Annotated in this window: 13 protein-coding genes and 1 pseudogene; 13 read left to right on the top strand and 1 reads right to left on the bottom strand. The window is 35.3% G+C overall.

Annotated elements, in window-relative coordinates; genetic code table 11:
- The first annotated feature begins 99 nt into the window (after positions 1 to 99).
- The 6 genes from FD46_RS07490 to FD46_RS07465 all read left to right on the top strand — a co-directional run bounded on the left by FD46_RS07490 (position 100) and on the right by FD46_RS07465 (position 6471).
- Positions 100 to 756, top strand: a complete 657-nt coding sequence (locus FD46_RS07490; protein ID WP_057896533.1) for a sugar transferase — start codon at positions 100 to 102, stop codon at positions 754 to 756.
- 33 nt (positions 757 to 789) lie between these two features.
- Positions 790 to 1905: a glycosyltransferase gene (locus FD46_RS07485; RefSeq protein ID WP_057896532.1), complete on the top strand. Its 1116-nt coding sequence runs from the start codon at positions 790 to 792 to the stop codon at positions 1903 to 1905.
- Positions 1906 to 2063: 158 nt separating this feature from the next.
- Positions 2064 to 3218 (top strand): glycosyltransferase, encoded by a 1155-nt coding sequence (locus FD46_RS07480; protein WP_057896531.1) that lies wholly within the window; start codon positions 2064 to 2066, stop codon positions 3216 to 3218.
- Positions 3215 to 4756, top strand: coding sequence for a lipopolysaccharide biosynthesis protein (locus tag FD46_RS07475; protein ID WP_057896530.1), 1542 nt, complete (start codon positions 3215 to 3217; stop codon positions 4754 to 4756). Before FD46_RS07480 ends, FD46_RS07475 begins: the two co-directional genes overlap by 4 nt.
- A gap of 40 nt (positions 4757 to 4796) precedes the next feature.
- A complete protein-coding gene (locus FD46_RS07470) occupies positions 4797 to 5564 on the top strand; it encodes a YveK family protein (RefSeq protein ID WP_057896529.1) in 768 nt (255 codons plus the stop codon).
- Between the two features lie 226 nt (positions 5565 to 5790).
- Entirely contained in the window at positions 5791 to 6471 is a 681-nt protein-coding gene (locus FD46_RS07465; protein WP_057896528.1) for a TVP38/TMEM64 family protein, read from the top strand.
- Between the two features lie 395 nt (positions 6472 to 6866).
- Here FD46_RS07465 and FD46_RS07460 read toward each other — a convergent pair whose 3' ends face one another.
- Complete coding sequence (locus FD46_RS07460) at positions 6867 to 7622, bottom strand: GntR family transcriptional regulator (protein WP_235805601.1); 756 nt, start codon at positions 7620 to 7622, stop codon at positions 6867 to 6869.
- A gap of 104 nt (positions 7623 to 7726) precedes the next feature.
- Here FD46_RS07460 and FD46_RS07455 point away from each other — a divergent pair, with 104 nt between their 5' ends.
- The 7 genes and pseudogenes from FD46_RS07455 (at position 7727) to FD46_RS07425 (ending at position 15347) form a co-directional block, all read left to right on the top strand.
- Positions 7727 to 9106 (top strand): glycoside hydrolase family 1 protein, encoded by a 1380-nt coding sequence (locus tag FD46_RS07455; RefSeq protein WP_057896527.1) that lies wholly within the window; start codon positions 7727 to 7729, stop codon positions 9104 to 9106.
- Positions 9107 to 9112: 6 nt separating this feature from the next.
- Complete coding sequence (locus tag FD46_RS07450; RefSeq protein ID WP_057896526.1) at positions 9113 to 10432, top strand: PTS sugar transporter subunit IIC; 1320 nt, start codon at positions 9113 to 9115, stop codon at positions 10430 to 10432.
- Positions 10433 to 10446: 14 nt separating this feature from the next.
- Positions 10447 to 10765: pseudogene (locus tag FD46_RS07445) on the top strand (PTS sugar transporter subunit IIB).
- A 26-nt stretch (positions 10766 to 10791) separates the two neighbouring features.
- Positions 10792 to 11124 (top strand): PTS sugar transporter subunit IIA, encoded by a 333-nt coding sequence (locus tag FD46_RS07440; RefSeq protein WP_057896525.1) that lies wholly within the window; start codon positions 10792 to 10794, stop codon positions 11122 to 11124.
- 143 nt (positions 11125 to 11267) lie between these two features.
- Positions 11268 to 12140: a fructokinase ScrK gene (gene scrK, locus FD46_RS07435; protein ID WP_057896524.1), complete on the top strand. Its 873-nt coding sequence runs from the start codon at positions 11268 to 11270 to the stop codon at positions 12138 to 12140.
- 661 nt (positions 12141 to 12801) lie between these two features.
- A complete protein-coding gene (locus FD46_RS07430) occupies positions 12802 to 13815 on the top strand; it encodes a glycosyltransferase family 2 protein (protein ID WP_057896523.1) in 1014 nt (337 codons plus the stop codon).
- 110 nt (positions 13816 to 13925) lie between these two features.
- The gene (locus tag FD46_RS07425) at positions 13926 to 15347 is read left to right on the top strand and encodes an oligosaccharide flippase family protein (protein ID WP_057896522.1); all 1422 of its coding nucleotides are present in this window, start codon (positions 13926 to 13928) and stop codon (positions 15345 to 15347) included.
- Positions 15348 to 15352 lie beyond the last annotated feature (5 nt).

The following is a 15352-nucleotide window of genomic DNA, read 5'->3' as shown; positions in this document are numbered from 1 at the left end:
GTAGTTATTTAACTTTATCTGTAATCCGTTTGCTGCATGTGACTTTTTGCCAATTTGTACTGACACACCTGCTGATCCTTTATAAGGAGGGGAAGTTAAATGGTTCAAGAAAGCGTTCATTTAACTCAAGATAGTGAATATACTTTTAAAAGCAAGTTGAAAAAACCGATAAAGAATAATTATCTGTTATTGAAAAGAACATTTGATGTTGTTCTCTGTAGTTTCTTGTTGTTCACAGTTCTTCCATTGATAGGTCTCACTATGCTTTTTATAAGACTTGAAAGTTCTGGTAAAGTAATCTATTCACAAAACAGAGTGGGCTACATGGGACACATTTTTAAAATTTACAAGTTACGCTCGATGGTTAGTAATGCTGAAAAAGATGGTAAAGCAGTTTGGGCAGTTAAAAATGATGTACGCATTACTCGTGTAGGCAGATTTATCCGAAAAACAAGGATAGACGAGCTGCCGCAGCTGCTGAATGTTATTAGAGGAGATATGAGTTTAATTGGTCCGCGGCCGGAAAGACCTGAATTTACAGAAAAGTTCAGCCTCGAATATCCCGGCTTTGAACAAAGACTGCGGGTTAAGCCAGGGTTGACAGGATTTGCTCAAATTAATGGCGGATACGAATTAAATCCGCAAAAAAAGGCTACGTTGGATATGAAATATATTAATACTCTTAATTTCAAGTTTGATTTGAAGATTTTTGTAGAAACTTTCAAAATTATTTTTACTGGAGATGGTGCACGTTAGGAATTCTTGCTTCTCTAAAGTGAGGTGATTTCAATGAGTTCTCCCAAAACATATATTCTCCAGATTGGGATGAATCCTAATCCTGGCGGGCTGGAAGCATTTGTTATGAATCTATATAGAAAAATTGACCGGACACAGGTGCAGTTTGATTTCATTGATTGGTATGGGGAAGAACGAATCGCATTTAGCGAAGAGATTTTGCAGCTGGGAGGACAAATAATCAAGATTCCCAGCAGGCGTGAAGATTTCATGCTGAATAAGCGTAAGTTGAAAAAGATCATTAACTCAGAAAAATACCGTTATGTTTACAACAATCTTAATTCACTGAGCTATATTTCAGGCATTACTGCAACGTATAAAAATCCTGCAGTGATACCGATTATTCATGCTCATAATGATAATATTGAAAACAGGCTATGGCTTACTAAGATGCTTGATACTCTTCATAAGACGCGCATCAATAATGAAAAAGGTGTGCGCTTAGCCTGCAGCAAAAAAGCTGGTCTGTGGATGTTTGCACAGAGAAGATTTCAAGTTGTACCTGATGCGATTGATACACTTACATTTAAATATTCACCTCAAAAGCGGAAACTTTATCGCAAACAGTTCAATCTTGAAAATAAGCTGGTGCTTGGAAATGTCGCCCGTTTTGATCCGCAAAAAAATCATTTGTTTTTGATAGATATTTTTAAACACATTCATGAAAAGAAAAAAGAAAGCATGCTTATTCTGGTAGGTGACGGCAGGCAGCTTGCTGAGGCTAAGGAACATGTTACCAATCTCGGCCTGAAAGACAATGTTCTTTTTCCGGGAGTAAGAAAAGATGTTCCTGGAATATTACAGGCCTTGGATGTGATGGTTGCGCCATCTGTTTTTGAAGGTTTTGGAATTTCGGTGTTAGAGGCGCAATGTGCCGGGTTGCCTTGTTATGTCTCGGAAGTCTTTCATCCTGAAGCTTTACAGACGCCCTTAACCAAGATAATATCGCTCAATGCAGGTCCAAAGCAATGGGCGGAACAAATACTAGCTGACTATAAAGCGGGGATTACGGATGAAAGAATGTCGTTTGCAAATCTGATCAAAAGTAACGGTTATGACAGCGGTCAGTTGGCGCGACAGATGCAACAGGCGTTTGTGAATGGATTTTAAAAGAAGCTGCGAATACCACCATTTTCCTTCTTTACGTAGCATAAAATTACGAACTACGCAAAATTTTGTTTAAAAGCAACTTTAAGGCTAGTCAAAAGAAAGGCCAAGTAGACATAATTGAAACACCTTTTTCAAATATCAAGATTGGAGGAAGGTTTATGAGAATCTGCTTTGTGGCAAACAGTTTCGGAATAGGGGGATTAGAAAGAGTAGTGGCTGCACTCGGAGAAAAGCTGCAAGTTGAAGGTTTTGCAGAAATTTATTACTATTCTTTTTCTTCACAGCCTGTTTTTTGGCATCTTAAAGAAAAAGATCATTTCTTTAAAAAGAGCAGGCAGCCAACTAAAGCAGATCTTTTGCTGACAAGAAGCGGTAAGCTAATTGAAATGCTTTCGAAAGGTAATTTTAATATCAATAAATATCAAAGAGACTTTATTAGTGAAATCATAAAGTTGATTAATTCAAAAAAGTTATCTATTTTAGTAGTTACTTCAGCCCAGCAGATTGCAGCCATTCCTTTAATAAAAAAAGCTTGTCCGCAAATAAAGATAGTAGCGTGGTTACACCAAAGTTGCCATGCTATTTTTAAATTGTCTAAAAAATTTGAATATTTTTTTAAAGAAGGTTTGAAAATAGCAGATTGTATTGTCACTTTGACAAAAGAAGCACATAGATTTTTCAGTAGACTAAACAAGTTCAGTGTTTTGATTGTTAATCCGCTTTTACTTGATTTTCATGGACGAAAAGCTCATTTTGGGACTTCAAAGATTGCTTTTGTGAGCCGCATAACTTTTGATCAGGGCCAAAAGGGCTTAGACTTTTTAGCAGAAATTGCTAAACTCCTGCCTGCAAAATATACTATCGAGATTGCTGGTAATGGTGATCAAAAAAATCAACGGCGTTTCAGCAAGTTGATTCACAAAAAAGGTGTTGCAGAAAAGATCAGTTGGCAAGGCTCTAAAAGTGGGGAAGATCTGCTCAATCACTACACCAGTTCTTCGGCTTTTATCTCGACTTCACGCACCGAAGCATTTTCACTAGTTATTTTAGAAGCAATGGGTGCCGGGCTGCCTGTGATTTCGTTTAAAACCTCAGGTGCCAATGAATTACTGCAAGATGGCATATCCGGTAAGTTGATCGCAAACTTTAATATTGAACAGTTTGTTCATGAACTTGTTGAAATTCTGAGGAATGAAGAACTTTTTGCGCATTATCAGGAAGCCTCTTTGAAGCGGGCTCAGGATTTCAGGATGACGGAAGTTGTAAACCAGTGGAAGAAGCTTCTTACTGAACTTAATGGTAAACGCTCATGAAGAAAAATCGTTTGCAGCTTTCGATGTTTAATTCTCTGGCAGCTGTCTTGTCGCAAGGAATAACAATTATTTTGCGGTTTTGCACCCAAACTGTTTTTATTAACGTCTTGGGAGCAACATATCTGGGTGTGAATGGGTTATTTAACAATATTCTGGGAATTTTATCCTTTGCGGATCTGGGCGTCGGATCAGCAATCACTTTTGCTTTATACAAGCCTCTGCTGGAGAATAATCACGAACTTATTAATTCTATTATGTCGTTGTATCGTAAAGCGTACCATATTATCGGGCTTCTGGTCGGAATTCTAGGTCTTTGTGTGATGCCGTTTTTACCGCTGCTTATAAAGGAAGACGGGATTTCACAGCTGTATCTGCTGTTTTTGTTGTTTCTGGCAAATACAGTGGTAAGTTACCTGCTTTCCTATAAGCAGACCTTGTTAATTGCAGACCAGATCGGTTATAACGTGAACCTCGGTCAATTATTTTTTCTTGTTATTCAGACATTTTTGCAGATCAGTGCCTTGCTTTTTTTTAAAAGTTTTGTTTTATATCTGATTATCCAGTTAACCTGCACTTTTTTTTTGAACGTAACTTTAGCTGTTCTAGTCAGCCGTAAGTATCCGTTTCTAACGTTTAAAAAGAAGTATCGGTTACCACCGCAAATCTATCAAAAAATTAAGAAAAATACCGTGGGTATGGTTGGAGCAAAGGTCGGTGAAATATCGCTGAATGCGACCGATAATATCGTGATTTCGACTTTTATCGGCATCTATTGGGTCGGTATTTATTCCAATTACCTGCTGATTATTAATAGTATCAGTTTGCTTTTGATTCAGTTTACCAGCTCTGTTTCTGCAAGCATCGGCAATTATGCTTTAGATACAAGTAGTAAGGCAAAGGCACAGTACACGCTTTTTAAAAAACACTTGCTGGTTAACTATGTAGTTACTTTTATGATGGCAGTTTTGCTAGAAAGTCTGCTTAATCCCTTTATCACATTGTGGATAGGTGAGCGCTACACTTTAAGGCCTACTCTGGTGACCCTCATAGTGCTTAATTTCGGCATCAATGCTTTACGCCAGACTCCGATTACTTTCATTACTTCATATGGGCTTTTTGACAGAATTGGTGTAAAGTCAGTGATTGAAGCACTTGTGAATGTGGGGCTTTCGTTGATCTTCGTGCTGGTTTTTAAACTAGGAATTATTGGTGTCTTTATCGGGACTCTTTGTACTAATCTTTTTGTTAACTTATGGTATGAGCCGCTGGTAGTTTTGCGTCACGGAATCAAAATACCGGAATACACTGATTTTTACAGGGCCTATTTTATGGACATTGTTTTTTTAGTTTTGACACTTGTCATAACCTCCACAATTACAACTAAGTTTTTTCTTCCAGGGGTCATAGGTTTGGTGCTGCTTTTTGCAGGTGCTGCGACTTGTACGATATTGTTATTGTTCCTGTATTTGCGAAAAAATAGCGAATATCTTTTTTTTGTGAAACTGATTAAAAGTTACTGTGCTCGTTTTTTTAGCTGAAAATTGCTGACAATGAGCTTTTTAAGGAGGAGATAACTTAATGAAGCAGGAAAGAAGTAATGACTTTAGGCAGGATGTAAAAAAAATAACGGGTTTACTGCGGCAGAATTTGCATGCAATTGTACTTTGGGGATTTTTAGGAGGATTCATTGCCCTGCTTTTTTCCTTCTTCTTTATAACCCCGAGATACAGTGCAACAAGCGTATTACTGGTCAATCAAAAAACAGATGATTCACAGATGCAATATGCAGCTCAGCAGGCAGACCTGCAAGCTATTAATACTTATAAGGATAAGGATATTTTGACGAGAGAAGTTATCTTAAAACCAGTGTTAAAACAGCTGCAAACCCGTGATAATTACGTTGGGGGAATACAGGACCTAGAAAAAAGTCTTGCAATTTCTAATCAGACTGATTCACAGGTCCTTAGCATTGAGGCTACGGATAGAAATCCATACACAGCAACTGATTTAGCGAACACTATCGCGACTGTTTTTAGCAAAAAGATCGTTAGGATGATGAAAATTAATAATGTTTCGATTTTGGCCAAAGCTGCACCGAGTACTGTGCCGGTAGTACCGAATAAAAAACTCAACTTGCTGCTTGGAGTTCTTTTAGGACTTTTTCTTGGATGTGTAATTGCTGTTATACGGACATTAATGGATACAACTATAAAAGATGAGAGTTTCTTGAAAGAAGAATTGGGGCTTGTTTCACTTGGAGTGATAAGCCATATTAAAAGCAAAGAAAAACGGCACGCTGTGAAGGCACTGCAAGCAGCAAAGAGCGGCTTTAAAAAAAGAGTGTAGAATTTTTCTGTTTATAAGAATTATCTTGTCGTAATGGTTTATGAATTTTTTACTGGCAAAATCTCTTGTTTGCTATTAAACTACTAGAGGACATTTTAGATTGATATTTGCAAAAATAATACGAGGAGCCTATAAAGAATGTCAAGGCAATAAAGTGAACTCAGATATTTTCTTAATAACTGTGCTCTTTGCTACTGATTGGTGCAAAAGATAAAGGAGGACGATTTTGTCTAAAAAAACAGTCAAGATATGTTTATTTGCTTGTGGGGTGATGGTATTAACATTTATCGGTTATCAATTGTTCAATCAATACAAGCCGGAACTGGTACAGCTGGCACACCATCAGATCTCAAAACAGGCTTTATTGCATAGCGTTAGAGAACATAATCTTCAAGCTGCCGTCTTACTCGTGATCTTGACAGCACTCATGAGCGCCTTTCCGGGATTGCCGACCTCGGTCATCTGTGTTTTCATCGGTCTTTGCTATGGTTCTTTTGTTGGAAGCGTACTTAATATTATCGGAAATACAGCTGGAAACTTATTAGCACTGACATTATTGAATAAGCTGGAATTTTTGGATGAAAAAACCAGAGAAAATCATTGGGTCAAAGCAATCTCTAGAATGCGCCACCCGCGTTTAGGATTGATGGTCGCGTATATGATCCCGATTATTCCTTCATTTTTAGTCAATTTTACGGCTAATAAATTAAGAATAAAGATAAGTCATCTGTGTTTAGTAATGTTTCTGGGAGTCATGCCTTCATCCATCCTATATGCATTAAGCGGAAACTCTTTGTTTAACGGTTTCAATAAACGGGCTGTTATTCTGTGGGCCTGTGTCATTTCTTTTATTGTTCTCATATATTTTATTCATAAGGATACTAGAAAAAAACTTGCTGCTGAATAATTTACGGCTTCTAAAAGGCAATGAGCTGGCGGATATTGAAAAAATCAGCGGCCTCATAGCTTACGGGTAAGTACATATTAAAATAAAATTATAGCGAAGCGAAAAGCAAGGATGAGTATTTATAGATTATACAATCGATGATTTAACGCATTAGATTGATCATACTAACCTGAGTGCGGACGTAACACAAGTACAGCTGGAAAAAGTATACAGCGAGGCAAAAAAATATCACTTTAAAATGGTGGCAGTTATTCGTGAAATAGTTATAATCTCAGTAATTGAGCTTTATTTCTATCTTAAAATGTTTAATACAACCTAAAAATATCCCATTATTACTAGAAATTACTAGCTAATTATAGGATATCTATAGGAACTTAATAAAAATAAATGACGTATTATAATATTGGAACTTTGTTGAAAACAACGATATTGCCCTTATCATATCTATGACGAGTATGTGAATATTCAAATATCCTGCCATCTTTCAGACTAACTGTTTGTGAGATTTGTAAAACCGGATCGTTGGGTTTACATTTTAGATATTTAATATCATCTTGCTTTGCTTTATCAGCACCTATTTTACGTAAAGAACTGCCTATTTCCAAGTTCAATTTATTTTGAATGAATGAAAAAATTGAGTTTTTTACTATGTTTTCATTTAAACCCGAAATTACAGAAAGAGGCATAATAGACCTGTCGAGCTCATAGGGTTCTTCATCTAAATTTCTAAGTCGATAAATGTCATATACTGGCATTGTTTCTAAGATATTTAGCTTTTCACACTCCTTAAGTGAAGGAAGCCGAATTGCAAAATTTAAAACAAGCGTTGAAACATTCGCTTTGTCCGAAAAAAGTTTTGTAGTCCCTCCATATTGAGAAGAGAGAATATCGAGCGCAGACAAAGAATTTGGTGAAACAAAAGTACCGCTACCTTGCTTTCGAACAATTAAATTTTCATTAAAAAGTATGTCTAATGCTTTCTGGATAGTTACGCGTGAGGTTTTATATTCCAGTGCCAATTCCTTTTGTCTCGGAAGTGGTTCTCCTGGTTTATAAAGTCCATTTTTTATTTTTGTACGAATTTTTTTTGCTATTTCACGATATAGGCTAATATTAAACACCTCCACAGAAAATGATAATCCAACTTCCATATAATAGCATATTTTTATTTTATTTAAATGGATATTCTATTTTATAATTTGAGTTTACAAATTTAAAAATAGAGTTATAATGTTTTTATAAAGGAAGTGAAATTATGGAAAAAAATAATTTTTTATGGGGAAATTCAGTTTCTAGTATGCAAACTGAAGGTGCTTGGGACACAGATGGTAAGGGACTTTCAGTCTATGATATTAAACCCGCGTCTAAAGATACTAGTGATTGGAAGGTAGCAATTGATGAGTATCATAGGTACGATGAAGATTTTGATTTAATGAAGAACGCTGGTATGAATTGTTACCGCTTTCAATTATCGTGGTCACGAATAATTCCTGACGGTGATGGGCAAGTAAATGAACTGGGAATGCAATACTACGAAAATTTTATTGATAGTTTACTAAAAAAAGGTATCACACCAGTGGCTTGTTTGTACCACTTTGATATGCCTTTGACCTTAGCTAAAAAGTATAATGGTCTCCTCCACAGCCATGTACGCGATGCTTTTGTGAGATTTGCACAAATAGTTATTAAAAGGTTTGCACCAAAAGTTAAATATTGGATTCCGTTTAACGAACAAAATTGTATGACCTTTGAGGAGGGGTTTAAGAATTCTGGATATTTAACTGGAAATAAGACTGTATCTGAATTATATAAAATAGCTGTTAACAGCTTGATAGCTTATACGCAAATTGCTGATTATGTTCATAATTTTTTAGATTTAAAAGTAGGAGGAATGGTTGCATACCAAGAAATGTATCCTGCCTCTTCCAATCCCAAAGATGTCATGTATACACGTAAGGCAATGGAATTTGTTAATGAAGATTTTCTGCAGTTTTTTGCGACGGGGAGACGTTCCCCAGAAGTTGTAGGCTATATGAAAACACATAATATGGCTGAATTAATTGATGTATTAGATAAGGAGGTAAAAAAACATCCTAAGTTGAAAAGCGACTTCTTAGCGTTCAGTTATTATTACAGCCTAGTAATTGATAGTACGAGAATTTCTGAAAAAGCTGTACCAAATTATTTTATGCAACAAGGAAAAGTTGAAAATAAGCATTTGCAAACTTCAGAATTTGGATGGCAAATTGATCCGATTGGTTTTAGAAACACGATTACTAAGATGTATAATCGATATTCATTACCTATTTTCCCAGCTGAAAATGGTATTGGTGTTACTGAACATTGGAATGGAAAAGATCAAATTCAAGATGATTATAGAATTGAGTATCATAAAGACCATATTGATGAAATGATAAAATCAATTACTTGTGATGGAGCTAAAGTTTTAGGCTACTTGGGATGGGGCCTAATAGATATACCAAGTTCAAAGGGAAATGTTGAAAAAAGGTATGGACTAGTTTACGTTAACCGTACTAATCATGATATTAAAGATTTGAAACGAATTCCTAAAAAAAGTTATTTTTGGTTCAAAAATTATGTTTTAGAAAAAACTAAAGAGTTAAATGAGGAGTGAATGATTATGGAAGAAAAAAATATATGGCAAAAATTCATAGATAACTTTACCAAAATTTCTATAAAAATAGGAAACCAGATTTACCTAAGATCCCTTAGGGATGCATTTGCTATGATTATGCCGCTCTTTATACTTGCTGGACTTGGAGTTTTAACTAATAATGTAATTTTTCCACTTTTTCTTAATGGTAGTAACCTAGAAAATTTTCAAACATTTGGAAACCTGATTGTTAACGGAACGTTAAACATTGCAGGATTAATAATTGCACCCGTAGTTGGATATTGTTTAGCAAGAAACCGTAATTATAAAAATGCGTTAGGAGCCGCGATAGTTTCATTAGCAGGATTAATTGTCGTTATGCCTACAACATTGCAAGCAGTTCCTGTTAGCGGGAAAAAAGCAGTTGAGATTTCAGGGTTTTTATCTTATGCCAATATTGGCGTTACTGGTATGTTTGCTGGAATAATTATTGGTTTAGTAGCAGCAGAATTATTTATGCGATTATCAAAAATTGAAAAAATAAAAATTAATTTAGGTGAAAATGTCCCTCCTGCTGTTAGTAATTCCTTTTTAACCTTAATTCCGACAATTGTTGTATTAAGTGTCTTAGCTATTATCGGGGCTGTTTTAAGTGTAGGATTTAATACTGATTTAATTAGATTGATTACGACAATTATCCAAGAACCATTACGCCGTGTGAATACTAGTTTACCGGGTTTCCTTTTGATATATAGTGTCGGTAACTTATTGTTCGGTTTTGGTATTCATCAGGCAGTTATAAATGGAACCTTGCTAGATCCGGTTTTATTGATTAATATGAATAAAAATATGCAGGCTTTTGCAGCGGGGCATCATGTACCGTATATTATTACTAGTGTATTTAGGGATACTTTTGGAATGATGGGAGGAACAGGAAGTACTATCTGCTTACTGATTGCAACGTTTGTATTTTCTCGTATTAAGGCAAGCCGTCAAGTAGCTGGTCTTTCGATCGTACCAGGTATTTTCAATATAAATGAACCTGTTATTTATGGTTATCCAATTGTCTTTAATATTCCTCTATTGATACCCTTTGTTTTGACGCCAGTAATTTCATTATTAATTGCTTATTCTGCAACTGTTCTTGGATTAATGAATAGAACTGTAGTAATGGTACCTTGGACAACGCCGCCTTTTGTTAACGGCTTTTTGGCGACAGGGGGAGATTGGAGGGCTATAGTAGTACAGTTGATTAGTTTTATTATTGGAATCCTATTTTATATACCATTTATGAAAATCAGTGAACGTGTTTTGGTAAGTCAAGCTCAACGTGAACAAAGTAAATAAGGAGGAGATTTATTATGACTGGAAAAACTATTATGCTATGCTGTGCTGCTGGAATGAGTACAAGTCTGTTGGTAAAAAAGATGCAAGAAGCTGCCCAAAAAGGATAAAAAGGATGTAGAGATTTTTGCGACTTCAGCTGCTGGTGCCGATCAAGAACTTTCTAATCGAAAAATTGATTGTGTTATGCTTGGGCCGCAGGTTAGATACGTGGAAGATGATTTTAAAAAGAAGTTAGAAGGAAAGAGCGTTTCACTTGGTGTTATTGACATGCAGGCTTATGGGATGATGAATGGGAAAAAAGTGCTTGAACAAGCATACACATTAATGGGTTAATATGGGTAGTTAAGGAGATAAACGAAATGGCTAATGAGGAAAAAGATCAGACGGCTGAAAAAGAACTTCAAGTTACAATGGGGCTTATAATGAATGCAGGAAATGCAAAGGCATTTGCAATGGAAGCAATTAAGTCTGCTAGGATAAAGGATTTTGAAAGCGCAAACAAAAATCTAAAGGATGCTCAAGCTGCATTGGTTGAAGCTCATAATGTGCAAACATCTATGTTAACAAGAGAGGCTCAAGGCGAACATGCTCAAGTAAACTTACTGATGGTACACGCACAAGATCATTTAATGACAGCTATAACCTTTTGTGACCTGGCAGCGGAATTTGTTGAGGTGTACAAAAAATTATAAAGGATTTTTAAAAATAAGAAGGTTCAATGAGAAATGGCTGCTTATTTTTCTTTGAATCCTTTTTTCGTTATAATGATTTTGTGCCGCAATTATCTATTTTATAGAAACGGTCATCCATTTTTAATCCAAGGAGGAAATTATTTATGTTAGTAGGCAGTGTTGAGGCAGGTGGCACCAAATTTGTGTGCGCGATAGGGGATGAAGACTATCGTGTCAAAGATAGTACTAAGTTTCCTACAACTACTCCAGAGGAAACTCTTGATAAGGTTGTCAAGTATTTTGAGAAGTTTAATATTGATGCTTTAAGTATTGCTTCTTTTGGTCCACTTGAAATTAAGAAAAATTCACCTAAGTATGGGTACATTACTAATACTCCTAAACCTCATTGGAGTGATACTGATTTTGTCGGATATATCCAAAGAAAATTAAAAATTCCGATTTTTTGGACAACTGATGTCAATGGTTCGGCCTATGGCGAATATGTGATGTCTACATTAACTAATGAAAAAATCAACTCTCTTGTTTATTATACTATCGGAACCGGCGTAGGCGGAGGAGCTATAATAAATGGCGAGTTTGTCGGCAGTGCAGGGCATCCCGAAATGGGACATGTCTTGCTGAAACGCCATCCCGATGATCTTGACTTTGAAGGTATCTGTCCTTTTCATAAAGACTGTTTAGAAGGCTTAGTTTCTGGACCGACTTTTGAAGCACGTTTACATAAAAATGGAAAGGATGTCTCTTTGGATGATCCTGTCTGGGATATAATGGCTTATTACATTGCTCAAGCTGCGATGCAGGTTTCTTTGATATTAAGGCCTGATAAAATTGTCTTTGGCGGTGGAGTTGCAAACAAAAGTTTACTGCGCAAAGTGCGGCTGGAACTGAAAACTATGATAAATGATTATTTGCCCCTGCCGAAGTTAGAAAACTATATTACGCTGCCAGCTATCAAAAATAATGGTTCTGCTACTTTGGGTAACTTTGCTTTAGCTGTTAAACTCTTAAGAGCCTAAAATTCAAGGAGGTTGCTGTTTGAACTTCAGACCTGTTAAATATGCTGTTTATATGTTTTCAGTTTCGTTTTCGATGTTAAACAAAAGGACCGGCTCAAGCAGCTGAAACTAATCAGTTTTTGAACCGAATCCGTGCATAGCTTTATGTCAACGTTGATATGATCATTGTATAAAAAAATTATTGCAGATAGCAATAACTATAATCAGCAGCAACTGCTTTAGTACCGAATATGATTGAAAATCCTAGAAGTTTCTTGATCTATCATGCTGTAAGAAATGTTGTTGAACTACATGGTTTATGGTACAGTGTCAATTTATAGTTTATAAAAATACAAAAATGATATCTAGACACATCTAAATAAAGTTTTTATCAAGTCAAATAATAATTGGATCTGGTTCAAAGAATTGGTTAAATTTAAATTCTCTGGGCTGGATCTTTTTTTGAGCGTATTTATTAGTTATCTAAACAAAAATGGGTACATTAGTGGATTTTTATAGAAATATTGGTAGAATAAAAGCATAGTCAAGCTTAAATGTTTATCATTATAAACAAAAACGCCTTTAAAAGTTGGATCTTAATGACGTAACGGTAGTGTGTGTTGAACTAACTGGCAGAAACTCATTTTCATGTGCAATTAGTAAAAGGGGGATAATGATAAAAGTGAAATTATCAATCGTTTTACCTGTTTATAATGTACAGAAGTATCTCGACAGGTGTGTTGCCTCAATTATGGAACAGATCGATGGCAGACACGATCTGGAGTTAATTTTAGTAGATGATGGTTCTAAGGACAACAGCTGTCAGATGTGTGATGATTATAGCAAAAAATATCAAAATGTAAAAACAATCCATCAAAAAAATTCCGGTACAGGTGCAGCTAGAAATACTGGAATTAAAAATGCAAGGGGGGACTACATTTACTTTGCGGATCCAGATGACTACCTTGCTGCAGATGCAGTTGCAGAAATCTTGAACTTGGTAGAAAAAAAAGTTAACTTAGTTATTTTTAGTTATTGGGATATTGATAGCCTTACAGGAAAAAAACAAAAGAAGTTTTTTGACACTACAGGTTTTTTAAATAAAACGGCTTTTCGCGACAGCTTTGTTGCGCTCTTCAAAACGGAAATGCTATATACCGTATGGAATAAAGTGTACAGCAGAAAATTTTTAACTAAAAATAACCTGTTTTTTGGAGATGCTCCAATGGGACAGGATGTTAGGTTTAATCTTGCTGTTTATGAAAATGTTGAGAGGCTTTTTCTCTCTGACAAATGTCTGTACTATTATATTCAAGATCGTCAAGGATCCTCGACAAATAAGTACATGAAAAGCCGCTTTCAATTAAAATGCGAGGAGATCACTTTGTTGCGGGGGCTTCTTACACTTTTTAAACAAAATGATTTTCAGTTTATTTCTTTACTCTATCATAATGTCTTCTTGGATGCAGCAAGGCAAATAGCAATCAGCAATTTTCCACTGAAAGATAAGAGAAGAGAATTAAATAAATTGCGCAATACTGAATTATTTTTGCTTTTAGAGGATGAAAGATTTAAAAAAAGTGTCAGCTGGTCGTTATTGTACAAAAAAAAATACAGTTATTTGGTTTTATACATTAAATTAAGGTTATCTATGGAGGCTAGAGCGGGACTTATAACAAGAAGATTACGCACGTAGTTTAATTCAAATATGCAGATCCTTATCGTGTAAGTATGGGTAAATCATTGATCTTTGAATTATGAAAACTAAAGAAGGAAAAGGGCTGGTCTCTTCAGGGTGGTGTTCTTTTGAAAAAAGTTTTTAAAAACTTTTTGTACCAGGCGACTTATCAGTTATTGCTGGTAATATTGCCTCTTATAACTATTCCTATAGTTTCCAATTCTTTAGGAGTGAAAGGAATTGGAATCTATAATTACGTAAATTCAATAATAGTTTACTTTACCTTAGTAGCTGGATTAGGCTTGGCTAACTATGGTATTAGAGAGATTGCTTCTGTACGAGAAGACAAAAGCTTACTTGCCCAAAGATTTTCTGAGCTGCTGCATTTTAATATTGCAGTTTCATTCTCTGTAATAGTAATATTTATTTTATTTGTACTAATGGTTAATAGATATCAAAGCTACTTTTTAATTTCCGGGTTAGCGATTGTGGCTTGCATGTTTGATATTTCCTGGTTTTTTGCCGGAATTGAAGATTTTAAAGTAGTTACTTTAAGTAATCTTGTTATTAAGTGTATTTCATTTTTTTTGATAGTTTTTTTTGTAAATTCTGCTGATGATTTGGTAAAATATCTCTTAATTCAATCGGTTAGTTTGGTTATCTCCAACATTGTAATGTGTTTCTTTTTGAAGGGAAAGACTACGCTGGTTAAAGTTACCTTAGAACAAATTTTTTCGCATTTCAAACCAGCTGTTAACTACTTTTACGGTAACCTCGCAATTTCTTTGTACACGACTTTAAGCAAAACTTTTCTTGGATTAATAGTCAGCGTTAGTGTAGTTGGATTATACAGTAACAGTATGCAGCTCTTAACTATGCTGGTAATAATTATTACGACTTTAGATACAGTTTTGATGCCGCGGTTAACTTATTTATTTGAATCAAAGAATGTTGCTAGAATGATCAACGTAATTGAACGCACATTTCACGTGCAATTATTTTTATCTATTCCAGCAATGTTTGGGTTAATAGCGATAAACAACAAGCTGATTCCTTGGTTTTTTGGAAAGTCCTTTTCATATTTAGCGTACACAGTACCCGTACTAGCCCCGCTCGTGATCATAATACCGCTTGGAACTTCGGTTATGCGGCAATACTTAATGCCTAAAAATGAAATAGCAAAATTTAATTTTTCTGTTTATGTTGGAGCAGGGATCGGTGTGACAGCTAATTTATTGCTGATACCTTTTTTTAAAATCTGGGGAGCTGTTGTTGCATCGCTTTTGTCTGAAATTGCAGTCACTTGTTTACGCTTGCGATATTTGTTTAGAGAAACATCTTTCACGTTTTATAAGAAACAAATAGTGGGTTACTGCTTCTCAGGAGTAATCATGAGTATAGTAATCTATGTTTTGACTTACAACCTGCAGCCGACAATAGTAACTACGTTTATACAAGTATTTGTTGGGATATTGGTCTACGGTACATTGACATCGTTTCTAAATGTAAACCCTTTAATTAGTATTTTAAAAAAAATTTTTGAAAAATAAGTTTT

The organism is Liquorilactobacillus oeni DSM 19972 (assembly GCF_001436275.1).
GTDB lineage: Bacteria > Bacillota > Bacilli > Lactobacillales > Lactobacillaceae > Liquorilactobacillus > Liquorilactobacillus oeni.
The sequence above is the reverse complement of the archived record's forward strand: the minus strand, read 5'-3'. Positions and strand labels throughout refer to the sequence as shown.

Excerpts from the sequence above, each read along its gene's own strand:
- FD46_RS07460 (WP_235805601.1), bottom strand. The coding sequence starts at position 7,622 with ATGGAAGTTGGATTATCATTTTCTGTGGAGGTGTTTAATATTAGCCTA.
- FD46_RS07450 (WP_057896526.1), top strand. The coding sequence starts at position 9,113 with ATGGAAGAAAAAAATATATGGCAAAAATTCATAGATAACTTTACCAAA.
- FD46_RS07470 (WP_057896529.1), top strand. The coding sequence starts at position 4,797 with ATGAAGCAGGAAAGAAGTAATGACTTTAGGCAGGATGTAAAAAAAATA.
- FD46_RS07480 (WP_057896531.1), top strand. The coding sequence starts at position 2,064 with ATGAGAATCTGCTTTGTGGCAAACAGTTTCGGAATAGGGGGATTAGAA.
- FD46_RS07475 (WP_057896530.1), top strand. The coding sequence starts at position 3,215 with ATGAAGAAAAATCGTTTGCAGCTTTCGATGTTTAATTCTCTGGCAGCT.
- FD46_RS07455 (WP_057896527.1), top strand. The coding sequence starts at position 7,727 with ATGGAAAAAAATAATTTTTTATGGGGAAATTCAGTTTCTAGTATGCAA.
- FD46_RS07490 (WP_057896533.1), top strand. The coding sequence starts at position 100 with ATGGTTCAAGAAAGCGTTCATTTAACTCAAGATAGTGAATATACTTTT.
- FD46_RS07485 (WP_057896532.1), top strand. The coding sequence starts at position 790 with ATGAGTTCTCCCAAAACATATATTCTCCAGATTGGGATGAATCCTAAT.
- scrK (WP_057896524.1), top strand. The coding sequence starts at position 11,268 with ATGTTAGTAGGCAGTGTTGAGGCAGGTGGCACCAAATTTGTGTGCGCG.
- FD46_RS07440 (WP_057896525.1), top strand. The coding sequence starts at position 10,792 with ATGGCTAATGAGGAAAAAGATCAGACGGCTGAAAAAGAACTTCAAGTT.